Source organism: Bacteroides sp. UBA939 (genome assembly GCF_002293435.1).
GTDB lineage: Bacteria > Bacteroidota > Bacteroidia > Bacteroidales > Bacteroidaceae > Bacteroides.
The window spans coordinates 1-19076 of sequence record NZ_DBDF01000155.1 but is presented as its reverse complement, the minus strand read 5'-3'; the positions used below and the strand labels follow the sequence as shown (position 1 = coordinate 19076).

Below are 19076 nucleotides of genomic sequence, written 5' to 3'. Positions count from 1 at the left end.
GGAGGAGAATAGAGATACTCTTACTAATCCTTATCACTAAGCACTTATCACTAAGCACTTATCACTAAACACTTATCACTTATCACTAATCACTAATCACTAAATTAACCATCAATATTCCTGCCAGCTCTTTATCCGGATATCTTCCAGCTTCAGTTCACAAAATGCTTCGATAAAGGCGCTTGCCAGACGAGCATTCGTAATCAGCGGAATATTATGGTCGATAGCGCCGCGACGGATACGATAACCGTTCGTCAACTCACGCTTGGTGTGGTTCTTCGGAATATTCACAATCAGGTCGAACTTATGTTCGGCAATCATCTTCATCACATTGTTCTCGGCATCGGAACGTTCATCGGGCCAGTAAACCGCTTCGGCTGATACGCCATTAGAGTTAAGGAATGCCGCAGTACCTGCCGTCGCATAAATCTTATAACCCTTATCAGAAAGCATACGGCTGGACTCCAACAAATCGACTTTCGACTTCATAGCGCCGGAAGAGAACATCACGCCCTTCTCAGGAAGTTGGAAACCGGTAGCAATCATCGCACTCAGCAATGCCTCGGAGAAGTCGTCGCCGATACAGCCTACCTCACCCGTGGAAGACATATCCACGCCCAATACCGGGTCTGCCTTGTGCAGGCGAGAGAAAGAGAACTGAGAAGCTTTCACTCCAATCCAGTCGATATCGAATGCCGACTTGTCGGGACGTGTATAAGGAGCATCGAGCATGATGCGGGTAGCCGTCTCAATAAAATTACGTTTCAGGACTTTGGACACAAACGGGAAACTGCGGGATGCACGGAGATTACATTCGATAACTTTCACTTCATTGTTACGCGCCAGGAACTGGATATTGAACGGGCCGGAGATATTCAGTTCTTTTGCAATCTGCCTGCCAATCTTCTTGATGCGGCGTGCCGTAGCAAAGTAAATTTTCTGCGCCGGGAATACCAACGTAGCGTCACCGGAGTGTACGCCGGCAAACTCCACATGCTCGGAGATAGCATATTCCACTACTTCACCATTCTGCGCCACAGCGTCCAACTCTATTTCTTTCGTGTTCTGCAAGAACTGGGATATTACCACCGGATACTCTTTGGATACCTCGGCAGCCATTTGCAGGAAATTCTCCAGCTCTTCTTCATCATAGCACACATTCATTGCAGCGCCCGAAAGCACATACGACGGGCGAACCAGTACGGGATAACCTACTTTCTCTACAAAGCCTTTCACATCTTCCAGACTGGTAAGCTCTTGCCAAGCCGGCTGGTCAATTCCCAGTTGGTCGAGCATGGCAGAGAATTTGTTACGGTTTTCGGCACGGTCGATGGAGATGGGGGAAGTTCCCAGGATGGGCACTGACTGGCGGTGAAGTTTCATTGCCAGGTTATTCGGTATCTGTCCGCCTACGGACACGATTACGCCGCGGGGCTGTTCCAGGTCGATAACATCGAGTACACGTTCAAAGGAAAGCTCATCGAAGTAAAGACGGTCGCACATATCATAGTCGGTAGATACGGTTTCGGGGTTGTAGTTAATCATGATGGACTTGTAACCCAGCTTGCGTGCAGTCTGCACTGCATTCACCGAGCACCAGTCGAACTCTACGGAAGAACCGATACGGTAAGCGCCTGAACCCAGTACAACTACCGACTTCTCATTCTTATAATAGTTCACGTCATAACCCTCCACGGCATACGTCATGTACAGGTAGTTAGTCAGTTCGGGATGCTCGGAAGCTACAGTATTGATGCGTTTCACGGCGGGCAAGATGCCCAGTTCCTTGCGGCGTGCACGCACTTGCAGGTTTTCCTTCTCCATATTACCCGACGGGGTCAGAACGAAACGTGCAATCTGGAAGTCTGAGAAACCAAGCACTTTGGCTTCGCGCAATACATCGGCAGGAATATCTTCCACCTTATTATATTGGGAAAGTTTCTGCTTATAGTCCACAATATTCTTCAATTTGCCAAGGAACCAGGGGTCAATCTTTGTCAAGTCGAAGATGCGGTCAATGCTATACCCATTCTCCAAAGCCTCGGCAATGGCGAAGACGCGCAAGTCGGTGGGACGCGAAAGTTCACGATCCAGGTCGTCGAAGTGCAGGTCGTTACCCACAAACCCGTGCATACCCTGGCCTATCATACGCAAACCTTTCTGAATGATTTCCTCAAAGGAGCGCCCGATGGACATGATTTCACCTACGGACTTCATGCTGGAACCTATTTCGCGGCTGACGCCTACGAACTTCGTCAAGTCCCAACGAGGAATCTTACAAATCAGATAATCCAGTTGCGGAGCTACGTAAGCAGAGTTGGAAGTACCCATTTCTCCAATCTGGTTGAGCGTATAGCCCAGCGCTATCTTGGCGGCAACGAATGCCAACGGATAACCCGTGGCCTTGGATGCCAAAGCGGAAGAACGGGACAGGCGGGCATTCACCTCGATAACGCGATAGTCATTCGTTTCGGCATTGAACGCATACTGGATGTTACATTCGCCTACGATGCCCAGGTGGCGGATACACTTCGTAGAGAGGTCTTGCAGCATTTTCACCTGATAGTCAGTCAGCGAACAAGTGGGTGCAACTACGATAGACTCACCCGTATGGATGCCCAGCGGGTCGAAGTTTTCCATGCTTGCCACGGTAAAACAGTGGTCGTTGGCATCGCGGATTACTTCAAACTCTATTTCTTTCCATCCTTTGAGAGACTCTTCTACAAGAATTTGCTTAGAGAAGGCGAAAGAGCTTTCAGCCAGTTTCAAGAATTCTTCCTTATCCTGACAGATGCCGCTACCCAGGCCGCCCAATGCGTAAGCAGACCGAACCATAATCGGGAAGCCGATGCGTTCGGCCGCTGCAATCGCATCTTCCATAGTCTCCACAGCCTGGCTGACGGGAGTCTTCATCTCAATTTCATTCAGTTTCTTCACAAAGAGGTCACGGTCTTCGGTGTACATAATGGCTTCTACCGAAGTACCCAGCACGCGTACGCCATACTTATCCAGAATACCACTTGTGTACAACTCGGCGCCGCAGTTCAGCGCAGTTTGTCCGCCAAAAGCCAACAGGATACCGTCAGGGCTTTCTTTCTTAATAATCTCTTCCACAAAGTGAGTCGTAACCGGCAGGAAGTAAACTTTATCGGCAATACCTTCCGAAGTCTGAATGGTGGCAATATTGGGATTTACCAATACAGAACTGATACCTTCTTCACGCAACGCCTTCAACGCCTGCGAACCGGAATAGTCGAACTCCCCGGCCTGACCAATCTTGAGTGCACCTGAACCCAAGACTAACACTTTTTTCAAATTCTTTTCCATATATTTCTCTTGTTGTCTATTAAGTTTCTTCCTGTTACATTTTAGTTTCCTGCTATCACATTGGGACATAAAAAAAAATGCGTTACCCAACAAGGACTAACGCATTACCCAAAAGCTAATAATATTTTTCTCAGAGAAAGAAAAATCATCGGCTAACGAATGACAGGCATTCGAACACAGATAATATTTACTTCCTTTCCCGTATGATCGCATTGCTACTCTAAAATTTGCGCAAAGTAACTACTAATTTCAGTAATAAGCAAATTATCGTTTAAGTAATCAGGGCAGACGCATCAAATTAGTTCTATATTAATGATGTATTGAAGCCAAACTTGTTTCACTGTAACTGAACACTTACAAGCAAACCGGACGCCATTAGTTACAAAGTCGCCTCCCCTACTACAAAACTACAATAAACCTATTACCAAACTTTTCTCAACCAGGCTCTAAAGTTCATCTTCACTCTGGAGATGTATATCTCCAGCCTAAAGATGCACATCTTCAACTTGGAGATGTGCATCTCCAGACTGGAGATGAACTTTTCTACGAGCCTCAACCATTTTCATCCCTAAGGAGAGAGTTCCTCAAGGTTAGGGAGAAACTATTTTATCATTAGCTGTAATCACGAACATCATTACTATCATAAGAAAACAATATTAATTTCATAAGAAAACAATGGCTGATTATGAGAAGAAGGGTTCTGGTATCATTCATGAGAGTAAGTTTCTCACATTTTAAATCTGAGGATGCAAAATAAAGAAAAAAACTATTTTCTTTATTTAACCGGTATAAAACATAAAAAAAATTATGTAAGTTTGCAAGTATTAAACACATCACAAGTATGAGAACACGATTAACCACATTATTTATCTTCATTTGTGCGCTGGATACATATCCCTCGCATGTGAATTTCTATAGCATTAATGCCAAATACGGCATTTCGATGAGAGAAATGGCTTCTGTTTGTAAAGATGAGAATGGCTTCATCTGGGCATCTTCAAAAACCGGAGTCTTGAGAATAACAGAAAGTAACTATCGAATCTATCAATTACCCTACAAAACAGCCAATGTAATAACCGTCAGACTGGCATATAATGATTCGATTCTAATAGCTTATACCAATAACGGGCAATTTTTTCGCTATAATGAACTATACGATAGTTTTGATTTTCTTTTTGACCTTAGAGTTACGTTGGATCATAACTTTCTGAGTATCGGTAAAATTGTTATTGATAATCAGCATACCTTGTGGATACCTACATCCGGCGGTTTATGCAGATACAAAGATGGAACAATTAAGCGAATAGATAAAGAAGAGAGCTATATGCAGTCTATATACTTTAATAATGAAAATCATCTTTTTATCGCAACCCAGGATTATATTGATTTGTTAGATACCAAAACATTGGAACGTAAGTCTTTGTACAAGATTAACGGCGCTATCCGGACAAGTAATATTCTTTACGACAAAAGTATGAATACCTTGTGGATAGGTACTTCTACCGACGGGCTGTTTTGTTATGATATAAAGAAGGGGCAGTTGTCACCATTTCCTATAAAGAACTGTCCCAAACAGCCTATCGAAGTCATAGAGCAAGGCTCCGATTCAACACTCTTTATTGGGTTTGACGGGCAAGGAGTATGGGAATTGGATAAGTACAGGGAGGATGTTTTGAATATCTTTAAAGAGGATGTTGATAACCCGTTGTCTCTTCGAGGTGACGGAGTTTATGATATATTTTGTGATGGCGATAAGAGGGTTTGGATCACTACATATACAGGCGGGCTATCCTTTTTCAACCGTAAGTCTCCTTCAATCAACCAGATTATTCATCAGGTAAATAATGCCAATTCTTTAGGAAACAACAATGTAAATAAGATATTAGAAGATAGCAAGGGAGATATATGGTTCGCCACCAATAACGGTATAAGCAGATGGCGGGTAGCTGCCAATAAATGGGACGTTTATTATCGAAATAAGCAAGAAGAGGCTCAGGTGTTTCTTGCTTTGTGCGAAGATAACAAAGGCAATATCTGGGCCGGTACTTTTTCATCCGGATTCTATGTATTAGACCGGAACACGGGTAAGGAATTGGCACATTATCCTCAATATTCTGCCGATTTGAAGTCCGGCGGCAAGTTTATAATGAATATATATAAGGATAGTGAGGGTGATATCTGGATTGGTGGAATGCAGGATGTGATTTGTTATCTGGCAAAAGAAAACCGTTTCCGTTCATATACAGCGCAGCCTGTCCGTACATTTATGGAATTCTCTCCGGGTAAAATGCTATTGGCCTGTACATACGGGCTGCTTTTGTTGGATAAGGAAACAGAAGGGATCAGTTATTTGGGTGAATGTCTTGCACAAGATGTTTTGGTAGTAGGCAATAATATATGGGTGGGAACCTGTGGCGATGGTCTTTTGCACTGTAACTATAACACTGGCGAGATTCGGAAAATTACTACGGAATCAGGACTTCCTTCCAATTATATAAATAGTGTCATACACGATAATGACTATTTATGGTTAGGAACAGAGAACGGGCTATGCCGGTATAATCCGGATGATGGTACCGTATATACTTATTATTCCACATCAGTCCTTTCTACTGTTTCGTTCAATGTAAGTGCCGGTTGTAAATTAAGCAATGGCGAGTTGGTGTGGGGTACGAATAACGGGGCGGTAATGTTCGACCCCAATAAATTATATAGCTCTCTGGCTAACGGACGGATATTCTTTCAGAATATCAATATCTCCGGCCGTTCCATCAAAGAAAGCCCCGGCTTATTGCATGGAATACCGGTAAATGAACAAAAGGAACTTTCATTCAGGTACGACCAGAATACGTTGACACTTGAAATATTACCTATCGGTGTTTCCTCTAAAGAAATCAAGTTCTCCTGGAAGATGGAAGAATTCGATACAGACTGGTCTCATCCGTCCAATCAGCGGATAATAACCTATACTAACATTCCGAACGGGGACTTTAAACTGAAAATCAGGATGTATGACAATTCGCTCTCCCAGGTGGTTGACGAACGTACGCTGGATATACACGTGATTCCTCTGTATTGGCAAACATGGTGGTTCCGCCTGGTTCTGTCCATCATCATTCTGAGTATCATAACTTTTTTCCTGAAGTTCTATATCAATCGGTTGAAACAGCGCCATACAGAGGATAAGATCCGCTTTTTTACGAATACGGCGCATGACCTCCGTACGTCGATTACATTGATAAACGCACCTATTCATGAGTTGAATAAGGAAAAAGAATTATCGGAGAAAGGGCATTATTATCTGCACCTGGCTACGGAGCAGTCCGAGCGTTTATCTAATGTTGCAACTCAGTTGCTGGACTTTCAGAAGGTTGATATGGGCAAGGGACAACTGTTTTTGGTAATGACGGACATCGTCGATTTGGTATATCGCCGGAAAACAATGTTCAGATCGACAGCCGGGAAAAGGAATATTACGTTAGAGTTTTCTTCCAACAGAAAGTCTTACATGTCGGCGGTTGACGAGTTGAAAATAGAAAAGGTGGTTGATAATCTGATGTCCAATGCCATTAAGTATTCTCATGCTAATAGCATAGTAGAGCTTATGCTGGACTGCGGCGAAGAATACTGGAGCTTGGAGGTGAAGGATTATGGATTGGGTATTTCGGATAACGCCCAGAAGAAACTGTTTAAGGAGTTTTACAGAGGAGATAACAAAATTAATTCCCGCATGGTGGGGTCCGGCATCGGCTTGTTGTTGGTAAAAAGCTATGTTATGATGCACGACGGAAAAGTTTCTTTCAACAGTAAAGAGAATGAAGGGGCTTCGTTTAAAATAACCATTCCTTATAAAAAAGAGGAGGCAGAAACGAAACCTGCCAGATATGAGAATATGGAAAGGGCAGTGTCAGAGGGGAGGGCATGTAATCAGTCTGATAGCAGCGAAAAAGAAGATGAACAGGATGAAAGGAAGAAATCCATATTGATAGTTGATGATAACAAGGACCTGCGGAACTTCCTGAAGTGTTTTTTTGAGGAACAATACACTGTGTTGGAATCCAATGATGGAGATGAAGCGTGGGAGTTGCTGCAAGAGAAATCTCCGGAGTTAATTATTTCGGATGTAATGATGCCCGGCATGGATGGCTTTGAGTTATGCAGGCTGATTAAATCGACTTTTGAGACTTCGCATATTCCGGTAATCTTGTTGACTTCACAATGTGATAAGAGCGACCAATTGGAAGGTTTGGGGCTGGGAGCAGAAGATTATATCACAAAGCCTTTTGATATGTCGCTTCTGGAACAACGGATAAAGTCGCTCATAAGGAACAGGGGGATTGTCAGAGAAAAGGTCTTGAAATTGGTTGAGGAGGAAAAAGATTCTAAACAAGTTATCCTATCCAATGATTTCAATGATGTTTTTATTAAAAAAGCAGTTGAAGTTATTTATAACAATATGCAGGACATTGATTTTGGAAAAGATAGCTTTGCAATGGAAATGCATGTGAGTCCTTCTCTCTTATATAAGAAGATAAAGGCGTTGACAGGCCAGTCGCCTAACGACTTTATTAAAACGATTCGCTTAAACCGTGCGATGGAATTACTCCAATCCCGGCAATATACTATTATGGAAGTTAGCGAACTTTGTGGTTATGTCAGAGGGTATTTCAGTACAGTATTTAAAAAGCATTTTGGGAAGTCTCCTACAGAGGTATAAGAAGAACTTGCACCTCTGAGTTTACTCTACCAAAGTTTTAACCTGCATTATTCATACTTCAGGAGAAGCAAGTTACTCCTGCTTATAGCCTACAGTATGAATAATGCAGGTTATATCTTGTACTTGAGTTCCGCCTTTCAGGGAAAACAATAATTAGTTTGGCAGCTTAAGTAGCTGTTCATAATTAGTTTATACTAATTATGAACAGCTACTTAACACAATGACTTTTCTTCTTTTTCCTCCTTTTTTATATGTTAAATATCCAATTTTAGAAAATAAATATCTAAAATCAATAAGTGCCTGATATACACAGCTTCAGCCCTTTGTTAAATATCTAATTTTAGAAAATAAATATCTAAAATCAATAAGTGTTTAATATACACTTCTATACATTTGTGTGCCGGTTTACGGAAAGTAAATCGGTACACAAAGTTATTGCCATATTAAAATCTAATTCAGTTTGATCTTATGAAACGAAGGTATGATGATGACAGTTAAAGTAACCACGCTGAACTGCAAAACCAAAAATCGTTTTTTAGTAGTCTTGACATTTAAAGGGGACTGGTGCCAATTGCTACTATTATTCAATGAGAAACACAGAACCCCACTATTAGAATATTATGAAAAGTAACAAACTTTATTTTGTTTTTCTTTTCTTAAGCTTACTATTCGCAGGTTGTAATGGCGAAGAAGTAATTGAGAAATGGCCTGAAATAGGTAATTACTATAATTCGGGCAAACCTATCGCATTTGAATCCATGTCACCTGACTGGGGAAGAATCAACGAGTCTTTCATTATCAGAGGAAACTTTCCGGTTGACACCGCACAGGTTAAGGTCTATTTCGCCGACAAAGAGGCTGTTATAGTAAACAATAACGGGCGCGAGCTGTATGGACTGGTTCCAAAACAGGCGCCCGGTATCAACGAAGTGTCAGTAGAAGTAGCCGGCCAGAAGTACACATCTGCAAATGCTCAATTCAAGTACTATCAAACCCAATCAATCACAACCGTATTGGGTAAGTTTAATACGGGTGATACTTGGATAGAAGGACCGCTGGATGAGGCGCGCATTGGTAAAGCTACAGGTATAGTGACCGTGGCAGGGGCAAAAAGTGATAACTTTATCATTACTGCAGGCCAATGGAATGACAGAACCTTGTTTGTGTCACTGGAAGACATGGTGATGACCAGACTTATTAACATTGGTTACATGGGCACCATTGCAGTAGATAACTCAAGAACAAAAGTAGCCCTTGTATCCTGGTGGAACGGAGATATATATACGGCTTCTCGCGAAGATGGCTGGACTATCAATTCTTTAGGTCTCACAGTTCCTTCCGTTAATGATAATATAGGGAATTTAGCTTATGCTGAAGATAACCGTTACCTGTATATGTTGTCGGGAAACGGTCTTTTTGAGATTGATTTGGAGGGAAAAAGTTCCGTCAAATTATTTAATGCAGATGCAAAGATATATCCGGCTTATGAAGGAATAAATACGGGTCAGGGTGTGCGTTTCCTGACTTACAGCAAATTCGATAAATGTTTTTTTGCTTCCTATCCCGAAAACAATGGTATACTTAAATTCTGGAAAGACACCTCAGGAGCATGGCAGGTAGAACGTTATGCAGGCTTCCGGTTTGATAATAAGACCGCCTTTGGAGATAGACTGAATGATGCGATGCTCAGGGCGCCTTGGGGAATGGCTGTTAATAGTGCAGGTGAATTATATGTATGTTGCAAAGGTGGACATTGCATTGTGAAAATCAAAGGAAGACTCGTTTCCCTGGTGGCAGGACATCCTGATGAAAGAGGAATGGTGAACGGATATCCTACCGATGCATATCTGGACAGTCCGGCATGTATTGCTCTCGATTCGGATGAAAACTTTTACATAGGTGAAGATGGTAATTCGAGAGTAGTCAGAAAAATGACTATTGAGTGATGGAAATAGTAAAAAGAATAATATAAAAAGAATCAAAAATGAAGATAAAATATATACTACTGTTTCTTGTGGCATGGGTGACTTCTATGAATTCAGCTTATGCACAGCAGACTGTGATAGCTTCGGGTTCGATTATGGACGAGAAAGGTGAAACCTTAATCGGAGTATCGGTTTCTGTAAAGGAAGTACCCTCTATGGGTACCATCACGGATATTGACGGTCGTTTCAGAATGTCAGGAATAAAGGCCGGAAACACGTTGGTTGTATCCTACGTAGGATATGATCCGCTGGAAATCCGGATGACTAAAAGCGACGAGCGCATGCGTGTGGTACTGAAAGAGAGTTCTAACATGACGGATGAAGTTGTGATTACGGCATCGGGTAAGGTGCAGAAAAAGATCAATGTAACAGGCGCCATTACCGGAGTCGAAGTAGCTACACTGAAGACGCCTGCTTCATCGGTAACCAATATGCTTGGAGGACGTGTTCCGGGTATCATCTCCGTTACTCGTAGCGGTGAGCCGGGCAACGACTTCTCTGAATTCTGGGTACGTGGTATCAGTACATTTGGCGCCGGACAGGGTGCGTTGGTACTGATTGACGGTATTGAGGGAAACCTGAACACACTTGACCCTGAAGACATCGAAAGCTTTTCTATTTTGAAAGATGCCTCTTCTACAGCCGTTTACGGTGTGCGTGGTGCCAATGGTGTGGTATTGGTAACTACCAAGAAGGGTAAAGCCGGAAAGCTGAACCTGCAGGTAAAGGCGAACACCGGTCTTTCTTATTCTCCGCATATGCCTGAATATGTACGTGCGGCAGAATATGCGGCACTTGCCAACGAAGCATCTGTAACGCGCGGAGGTATTCCTGTTTACACAGATGTGGATTTAGGCTTGTTTGCCAATCACATGGATCCAGATCTTCATCCGGATGTGGACTGGCGGGATGTGATCCTGAAAGACTATACCTGGAATCAACAATATTTTATGAGCGCATCGGGTGGTGGAGAGGTCGCCCGCTATTACATCAGTACCGGTTTTACAACAAAGGACGCCATTTTTAAGCAAGATAAAGGCGTAAACAGATATAACACAAACGTAAATTACAATAAATTCAATTTCCGTGCCAATGTAGATGTGAATGTCACTCCTACTACTACTCTTTCGCTAAATGAAGAAACTGTTATCGTTACCCAGAATTATCCGGGATATGGAAACGATAGTGGGGTGTTGTGGGAAGCGCAAGCTTATCTCACACCCGTTACAGTTCCGTTGATGTACACCACCGGGCAGGCTCCGGGTTACGGGGTGGGTCATTCTGAAATCAGTCCTTATGTATTATTGAATTCGACGGGGTATAGACAACTCTTTGCCAACAACAATAAAATAACAATGCAGCTCAACCAGGATTTGAAAGCGATTACTCCCGGGCTTAGTATTGCAGGATTGGTTAACATCGACGTCAATAGCTCATTGACACAAATTCGTCAAAAATCGCCGGCTATTTATTATGCCCATGGCCGTAAACGCGATGGGACACTTGATATGGAAAAGATGTCTGATGCTACAGACCCTTCTTTCATCAATGAAAGGGAAAACGATCGTAAAATTTACTTCGAATTCCGCCTTAACTACGACCGCGTGTTTAATGAAGTTCATCGTGTGGGTGGTTTGATTAAGGCCGATTGGAGCGATTACGAGGCATCCAAATTCAGGCGGTTGCTAACTGCTATTCCTAAACGTTACAATAGCTATTCAAGTCGTTTTTCTTATTCGTATGATGATATCTATATGGCTGAATTTAATGTGGGATACACCGGTTCGGAAGCTTTCGAGAAAGGCAAGAAGTTCGGTTGGTTCCCGGCTGTTTCCGTTGGATGGTCTCCTACGCAGTATAGATCTATCCGCGATAAGAACAATTTCATCAACTACTTCAAAATCAGAGCTTCGTATGGTGTGGTAGGTAACGACCGCATTACTCGGGACGATTCGGTACGTTTCCCGTATTTGACTTTGATAGGTTATACAGGATCCGGCATTTGGAATAACGGTTCTGGCGTAACGGAGACACAAGTGGGATCCAACAACTTGCGATGGGAGAAAGCTATAAAATCGAATATAGGTATTGATATGCGTTTCTTCCACGAACGGTTTGATATGACTGTCGATTTCTTTAAGGATAAACGTTCGGGTATTTATCAGCAACGTCAGAGTGTGCCTGAGGAAATGGGGCTTGTATCGTTGCCTTGGGCGAATGTGGGCGAAATGAAGAGCTGGGGTATGGATGGTACTATCGCTTACACACAGCCTTTGGGTACCGATGATAAATACCTGGTGGTGCGTGCCAACTACACACAGTCCATGAACGAAATTACCAATTTTGAAGAAGACCTCAAGAGATATCCTTACCAAACGGCTGTAGGATATCAAAATGAAATCAGAAGAGGATTGGTAGCCTTGGGCTTGTTTAAAGACCAAGTAGATGTAGACAACAGTCCCCGTCAGGAATTTGGCAGCTACCTGCCGGGCGATATCAAGTATAAAGATATCAATGGCGACGGAGTTGTGAACGATGACGACGTGGTACCGTTGAAGTATTCTAACGTGCCTCAAATACAGTATGGATTTGCCACGGAATTCAACTGGAAGAACCTGAATGTGAGCATTTTGTTTGAAGGAACAAGCCGCGTTACTTATTTCAAGGGTGGTTATATGTATCAACCGTTTGCCGCAGGTAATGCAGGTAATGTGATTACGGATTTTGCCAATCCGGCAAATCGCTGGATTTCCCGTGAAATTTCCGGTAATCCGGCTACGGAGAATCCGAATGCCAAGTATCCCCGACTTTACTATGGAGGTAGCGGCAATAACAGTCGAGAGTCTAGTTTCTGGCTGTCTGATGGTAGTTATCTCCGGTTGAAGAATGTACAAATTTCTTATACAGCAAAGAGTAAAATGCTCCAGAAGTTTGGTCTTCAGAAAGCAGTGATCAGTGTGATTGGCGATAATCTGGCTCTATGGTCTAAAGAGAAAATCCTGGATCCTTCACAGGCTTATAGAAATGGGACAGTTTATCCTATCCAACGGGTCTATACCTTGCAACTTAATCTTTCATTCTAATGAAATATGTCAATTATGATAAAACTTGGAAATTATAAAAGAAAATTTGGGCTTCTTGGCAAAATTGCCATAATAGCCGTTGTTTTTGGCTCAAGTTTCGTATTCGGTTCATGCGAAGAATACTTGGACATTGAAAAATATGTATATGATCAGACTACGCTCGACTCCATTTTCCTCTCCCGCGCCAGAACAGAAGAATACATCAATGGAGCAGCTGCTCTGCTTCCTAATGAATCGAGACTTACGGGTAATGATTGGGGAGAAAGTCCGACATTGCCCACTGGGCTGGGAACGGATGAAGCAATCGTTCCGTATATATGGAATGGGAATGCGATACTTTATGATGAAGTAACGGAAACAAATACGAGATACAATCCGTGGCCAACTTGTTATAAAGGAATACGTAAAACCAACATCGTTTTAGAAAACATATCGAAAAACAGAGAACTTACAGAAATGGAAATGCGCGATTTCAAGGGAAGAGCTTATTTCCTGCGGGCTTACTTCTATTTCTATTTAGTAAGATTGTACGGACCGGTGGTGATACTTCCCGATCGTGCTTTTGATACGGATGAAGGTGTGGCAAGCGCTTCTTTTGAACGTTCCACTTACGATGAATGCATGGAAAAAGTGTGTGCCGACTTTGAGATGGCGGCAAGCTTGTTGCCTATTGACAGAATAGAAGCATTGCAATACCTGCCTACCAAGGGCGCTGCCCTGGCATTCAAAGCGCGTATGCAGCTTTATGCCGCCAGTCCTCTCTTTAACGGAAACAGCTATTATGCCGACTGGAAGGATACCCAGGGAAGAAACTTCATTTCCCAAACTGAAGATAAAGTAAAGTGGGGGAAAGCTGCCGCTACGTTCAAGCGGATTATTGATATGAGGAAATATGCCATTCATACGGTGAGCAAACTAAATAACGACAGAGGTACGGGAACATGGCCTCTTCCCGCCACTGTGTCCGATGCTAATTTCCCTGATGGATCCGGGGATATAGATGCTTATAAGTCATACAAAACACTGTTTGACGGTACTCTTCAGCCTTATGTCGTAAAAGAGTATATCTCTTATATTCCGAACAGTATGGTCGTTGGAAACGGATATGGAGATTATCGCCTTGTCATGCCTTCCAAGGTATATGGAAATGCCATGTTTAGTGTAACTTTGGATTTGATTGACGAGTATCGTATGGCAGATGGAAGGGCGTTCAGTGAAGCTACTCCGGAAGAAAAGTCTGGGGATGCAGTGGGACAGGATGCAACGTTCTCTCAGGATTACCAGCTTTCCGGATTAAGAGCGCATCGGGATAACGGTCGCGAGCCGCGTTTTTATGCCACTATTGGTTTTAATGCCTGTATCTGGCCTTCAACGTCTCACCGTAGCGGTCTGTCGGCAGGTACCAGAAATTATGTGGCCGATTACTATTTTGGAGGCAGTGGCTCCAATCTGAATAACAATAATGAAAGAAACAGAACTGGCTATACCAATCGTAAGTATGTACATCAGGATGATTGCATTGTATGGGAAGGAGTGGTAAAAGCAAAAACTTATCCGTTGTTCCGTTATGCTGAAGCTTTATTGGGTTATGTGGAGGCGATGAATGAAATGGATGGTTCCTACACCGACGAAGAAGCGCAGGTAACGGTTACGAGGGATGTTGACCAAATGGTAAGCTATTTCAATCAGATTCGGTATCGTGCCGGCCAGCCGGGAATCACTGCTGCGGATGCGGCAGACCAATCAAGGATGAGAGAATTGATTAAGCATGAAAGGCTGATTGAATTTGCTTTCGAAGGTCAGCGTTATTGGGATTTGCGCCGCTGGAAAGATGCGTATGATGCCTACAACAAGCCTATCAGAGGATTGGATGTAAGTGCCAGAGAATCACAACGTGCCCAATTCTATACGGAAAGAATCTGGAATACCGAACAAACCATGAAGCGCATGTTCTCTAACAAAATGTACTTATGGCCTCTCGACAGAAATGTATTGAGAAAGAATGGTAAACTGGTACAAAATCCGGGATGGTAAACGGTAACATATTAAAAACTTAGTAACTTAAAATGATATGAGAAAAATAGCATTTTTATTGCTTGCCTTACTTACCATCTGTATGGTGGGCTGCGATAGTAGGATACCTATGAATGAGGATTTATATCCTGAGTCGGTTTATCTTGTTGGCGCAAGAAACAGGATTATAAATAAGAATCTGAATCTCGGTTATGCATGGGATACCATATATGCGTCGGTGGCTATCAGTGGCTCGCAGCCAACAAAAATGGATGTGACAGTCAAAGTGAAAGAGTCCCCTTCCAGCATTGAGAACTACAACCAAAGAGAACGGGTGTCAGACGATATCATGTACCGTACGTTGGCAAATGGTGTCTATAGCTTTCCGCAAGAAAATGCGGTGGTAAAGAAAGGTGAAACATACGGTTTGTATCCTATTAACATTGATCCGGCCTCTTTACATATAGATTCACTCTATATGCTTGCGTTTAAGTTGGAAGAAACCTCTCACTTCGAACTGGCGAAGGAAGATACGGTGGTTCTGATTCGTTTGAATCTGATGAATGATTATTCGGGTCTTTATTACATGGATGGTGTGATTAAGCCTGCCGACAATCCGAAAGATTCTATCATCTATAAGACGCCTCGCACCTTGCAGGCGGTGGTAGATGGTAATACAGTGCGCATGTATCATCAGAAGAACGAATGGGTGAAAGGAACAACCGATTACAGACCGGACTTTTGTTTTAATATCACTGTCAACCCGGACAATTCGGTAACCCTGAATCCTTGGGACAAATTTAAACTGGTCAGTGGCGGTGGTAAATACTATCCGGAAATGGAAGTGTACGATTTGTGGTACACTTTCGAAGAAGACGGTATCCTGAAGAAGACCAGAGGGTTTGTGTACAGGGAGCGTAAGAATAATGATGAAGTACGTATAATAAACGACTGGATGGAAGAAAATCGGAAATATGACTATTAAGAGATTAATAGTTTAAGGAAATAACGTTAAGTGAAAGTTTAAAAGCTAGAATTACATTTTTTATTACCACTAGCTTAAGAAAGTGGTGCTTCGTGAGAAGCGCCACTTTTTGCAAAATCATAGAATGTGTTTATAATGCATAAAACATAAACAATTAAGCAAAAAGATTATGGGAACTATTTCAAATGGCTTTAGTAAATTGATTGTTGCGTTATGCTGCCTGACGGCATCTTTGGATCTTTGGGCTGTTTCGCATGGCGATAGCATTCGTACCCAACAAATAGTATCAGATACTATTGAAAATCTGTTCTGGGAAGAGTTGTCGCATTTCCCGCAGGAGAAGATTTATCTTCAGACGGACCGTGGCATCTATATGTCCGGTGAAACCCTTTGGTTCAGAGCGCACTTGGTGGATGCTCTTATGCTGAAGCAAGCCAATGCCAGCCGGTATGTATATGTGGAATTAGTGAATCCGCTGGGCAACCTGGTGGAGAGAGTAAAAATAAGACCGGACTCTTTGGGTGGTTTCTATGGACATATCCCATTGGGCGAAGACCTGCCGGAGGGAAATTACTCCCTTAGAGCCTATACCCGGTTTATGCAGAATATGGACGAAGCGTATTTCTCCCATAAATTGATTTATGTATCAGACCCCGTGTCCGAAGCCATTTCTCCGGAAATCAGTTTCTCTGCCGATAAAAACGACATTCATGCGGAAATCAATTTCCTCAGCAAGCCGGACAACCGGTCCGTCATCCCTACACAGGTTCTTCTTTTTCCCGATGGAGACAGGGACAAGAAAGGAAGAGTCTTAACCTTTGAAGGAGAAAAAGCTCATTATACTTTCAAGGGAAAAGAGATTCCCGCCTCGCGCACCTTCTTGCTGCAAACAGTGTACGACAGCAAGATTTCCAACCGCTACTTCAGAATCCCCGAATTAAGCAAAACCTTTGACGTGGCTTTCTTCCCCGAAGGAGGCCATGCAGCCCAGGCTACCACAACTAAAATGGCATTCAAGGCGATTGACGCCGATGGCTTGTCTACAGAAATAGAAGGTCAGGTACTTGACGACGAAGGTCAGGTATGTGCTGACTTTAAAAGTCTCCATTTGGGTATGGGGAGTTTCCGGATGTATTACGCTCCCGGGAAAAAGTATCATGCCGTTTGCACTGACGGAACAGGTATTTCCAAGCAATTTGAGTTGCCCGCCCCCTCTCCGGATGCTATCTCTCTGAACACGCTTTGGGCTAAAAACCATTTGCGGGTGAGCCTTTCCAAATCACCTGATACTGCGTTGGGGACTTCGTTGATGTTGGTAGCTCATTTGCGTGGCATCGTTCTGTATGCGCAGCCCTGGGATGGCAGGCAACCTTATGTTGATTTTGAAAAAGACTTCTTTCCTGCAGGAATCGTACACTTCCTGCTGATTGATGAAGGAAGAAACATTCTGAGCGAGCGCCTCGTTTTTTCCATGCAAGAGGGTGCGCTGGCGCAGACTGAAGTCAGGCTCGACCGCGAAAACTACCTGGCAAGAGAGAAGGTAGAGATGGATATATACGTCAAGGATATAAACGGGAGTCCCATGCCGGGCAACTTCTCGCTGGCTGTTGTCGATAAAACAGATGTGAAACCGGACACTGTTTCCAACATCGTTTCTACTTTATTGCTCACTTCTGATCTTAAAGGATACATTGAATCGCCATTGAGCTACCTGCACGATAACCGCAGTTCTTCTTACGCCCTGGATTTGTTGATGATGACACAAGGCTGGCGAAAATACAACATTCCGGAGGTGCTGAAAGGCAACGTGACGCATACCCTGGCCTACAGCCCGGAGTTGGGCGATGAGGTATCCGGCAAAGTAGAAGGCTTTTTCTCTGTACTGAAAGATGGGAACATTTCTTTACTTGCCGTCAAAGACTCACTCATTGGGACAGAGCTGACAAAGCCCGGCCGGGATGGGAGGTTCGTGTTCAGTGGGCTGGAATACCCCAATGGCACTCAGTATATAGTTCAGGCTCTTAGCAAAAAAGGGTCTTCAAAAGTCTTTATAGAGCTGGAACCTTATAAATCATTTCCTGCTCCCCGGTTCGGATTTATTCCCCGCTTTAAGAAACCGCATATAGAAGAATACTTTATGGCAAAGATGGACCAGAAGTACACGATAGAAAATGGAATGAGAGTCTATAATCTGGCAGAAGTAATAGTGACAGCCAGGAGAGGGCAGGTTCGGAAGACGGAATCTCCCTTTTATTCGGTTGCCACTTCCAAGGTACTGACGGAGGAGGATGTAAAAAAAGGGAATTTCCTCTCTGTCTTCGACCTGTTGCGGCGCTTGCCGGGCATCACTGTCCGTAATGAGGAGGTATTTTATCGAAATGCTCCGCTCATGGTACTGTTGGATAATATACCCGAAGAAAACTTTGACTTTAACATGTTGAATGTGGACGACATTAAAGATGTTTTCTACTCTCCTGCCACCTCTGTCGGCGCTCTTTACGGGGCGGCTGCGATGAATGGCGCCATCGTAGTCACTACGAAAAACGGATTTGTGCAGAAAAACAAAATGAACAGCAACATACAGACTGTTGCAAGTGTAGGCTATCAGCAGACGGTAGAGTTTTATTCACCGGCGTATGACACAAAGGCGAAGAAAGAATCTACCACGCCCGACTTGCGCTCTACGATATACTGGAATCCGAATGTGCAGGTTGACGAATCGGGAATGGCTCATGTCAGTTTCTATACAGCCGATTCTGCTGCCGATTATGGGGTAGTGATAGAAGGTGTCTGCACCTCGGGCAACCTTATTTATTCGGGAGAGAAGGTAATATCGCGGCACAGTGGTTCTTATTGACTTTATCTATATAAGACATTCAAATGTTAATTCTTTAAAAGATATTACTATAAACCAAAGAAGCAATCTTTCTATTAACTATATTCGCATAAGTAGCTGTTCATAATTA

The 19076-nt window shown here is 43.2% G+C and carries 7 protein-coding genes; 6 read left to right on the top strand and 1 reads right to left on the bottom strand.

From position 1 onward, the window contains the following. Positions 1 to 111: 111 nt before the first annotated feature. Positions 112 to 3327: a carbamoyl-phosphate synthase (glutamine-hydrolyzing) large subunit gene (gene carB / locus B2Z67_RS09705; protein WP_291529626.1), complete on the bottom strand. Its 3216-nt coding sequence runs from the start codon at positions 3325 to 3327 to the stop codon at positions 112 to 114. A gap of 841 nt (positions 3328 to 4168) precedes the next feature. Between carB and B2Z67_RS09700 the strand changes: the two genes are divergently transcribed. From B2Z67_RS09700 to B2Z67_RS09675, 6 genes are all read left to right on the top strand, one after another. Next, complete coding sequence (locus B2Z67_RS09700; RefSeq protein WP_291529625.1) at positions 4169 to 8044, top strand: hybrid sensor histidine kinase/response regulator transcription factor; 3876 nt, start codon at positions 4169 to 4171, stop codon at positions 8042 to 8044. Between the two features lie 620 nt (positions 8045 to 8664). Beyond that, complete coding sequence (locus B2Z67_RS09695; protein WP_291529624.1) at positions 8665 to 9990, top strand: IPT/TIG domain-containing protein; 1326 nt, start codon at positions 8665 to 8667, stop codon at positions 9988 to 9990. A 38-nt stretch (positions 9991 to 10028) separates the two neighbouring features. Further along, positions 10029 to 13112, top strand: coding sequence for a SusC/RagA family TonB-linked outer membrane protein (locus B2Z67_RS09690; RefSeq protein WP_291529623.1), 3084 nt, complete (start codon positions 10029 to 10031; stop codon positions 13110 to 13112). Positions 13113 to 13127: 15 nt separating this feature from the next. Beyond that, positions 13128 to 15146, top strand: coding sequence for a RagB/SusD family nutrient uptake outer membrane protein (locus B2Z67_RS09685; protein WP_291529622.1), 2019 nt, complete (start codon positions 13128 to 13130; stop codon positions 15144 to 15146). Positions 15147 to 15183: 37 nt separating this feature from the next. Then, positions 15184 to 16110 (top strand): BT_3044 domain-containing protein, encoded by a 927-nt coding sequence (locus B2Z67_RS09680; RefSeq protein WP_291529621.1) that lies wholly within the window; start codon positions 15184 to 15186, stop codon positions 16108 to 16110. Positions 16111 to 16279: 169 nt separating this feature from the next. Next, positions 16280 to 18967: an MG2 domain-containing protein gene (locus B2Z67_RS09675; protein ID WP_291529620.1), complete on the top strand. Its 2688-nt coding sequence runs from the start codon at positions 16280 to 16282 to the stop codon at positions 18965 to 18967. Positions 18968 to 19076 lie beyond the last annotated feature (109 nt).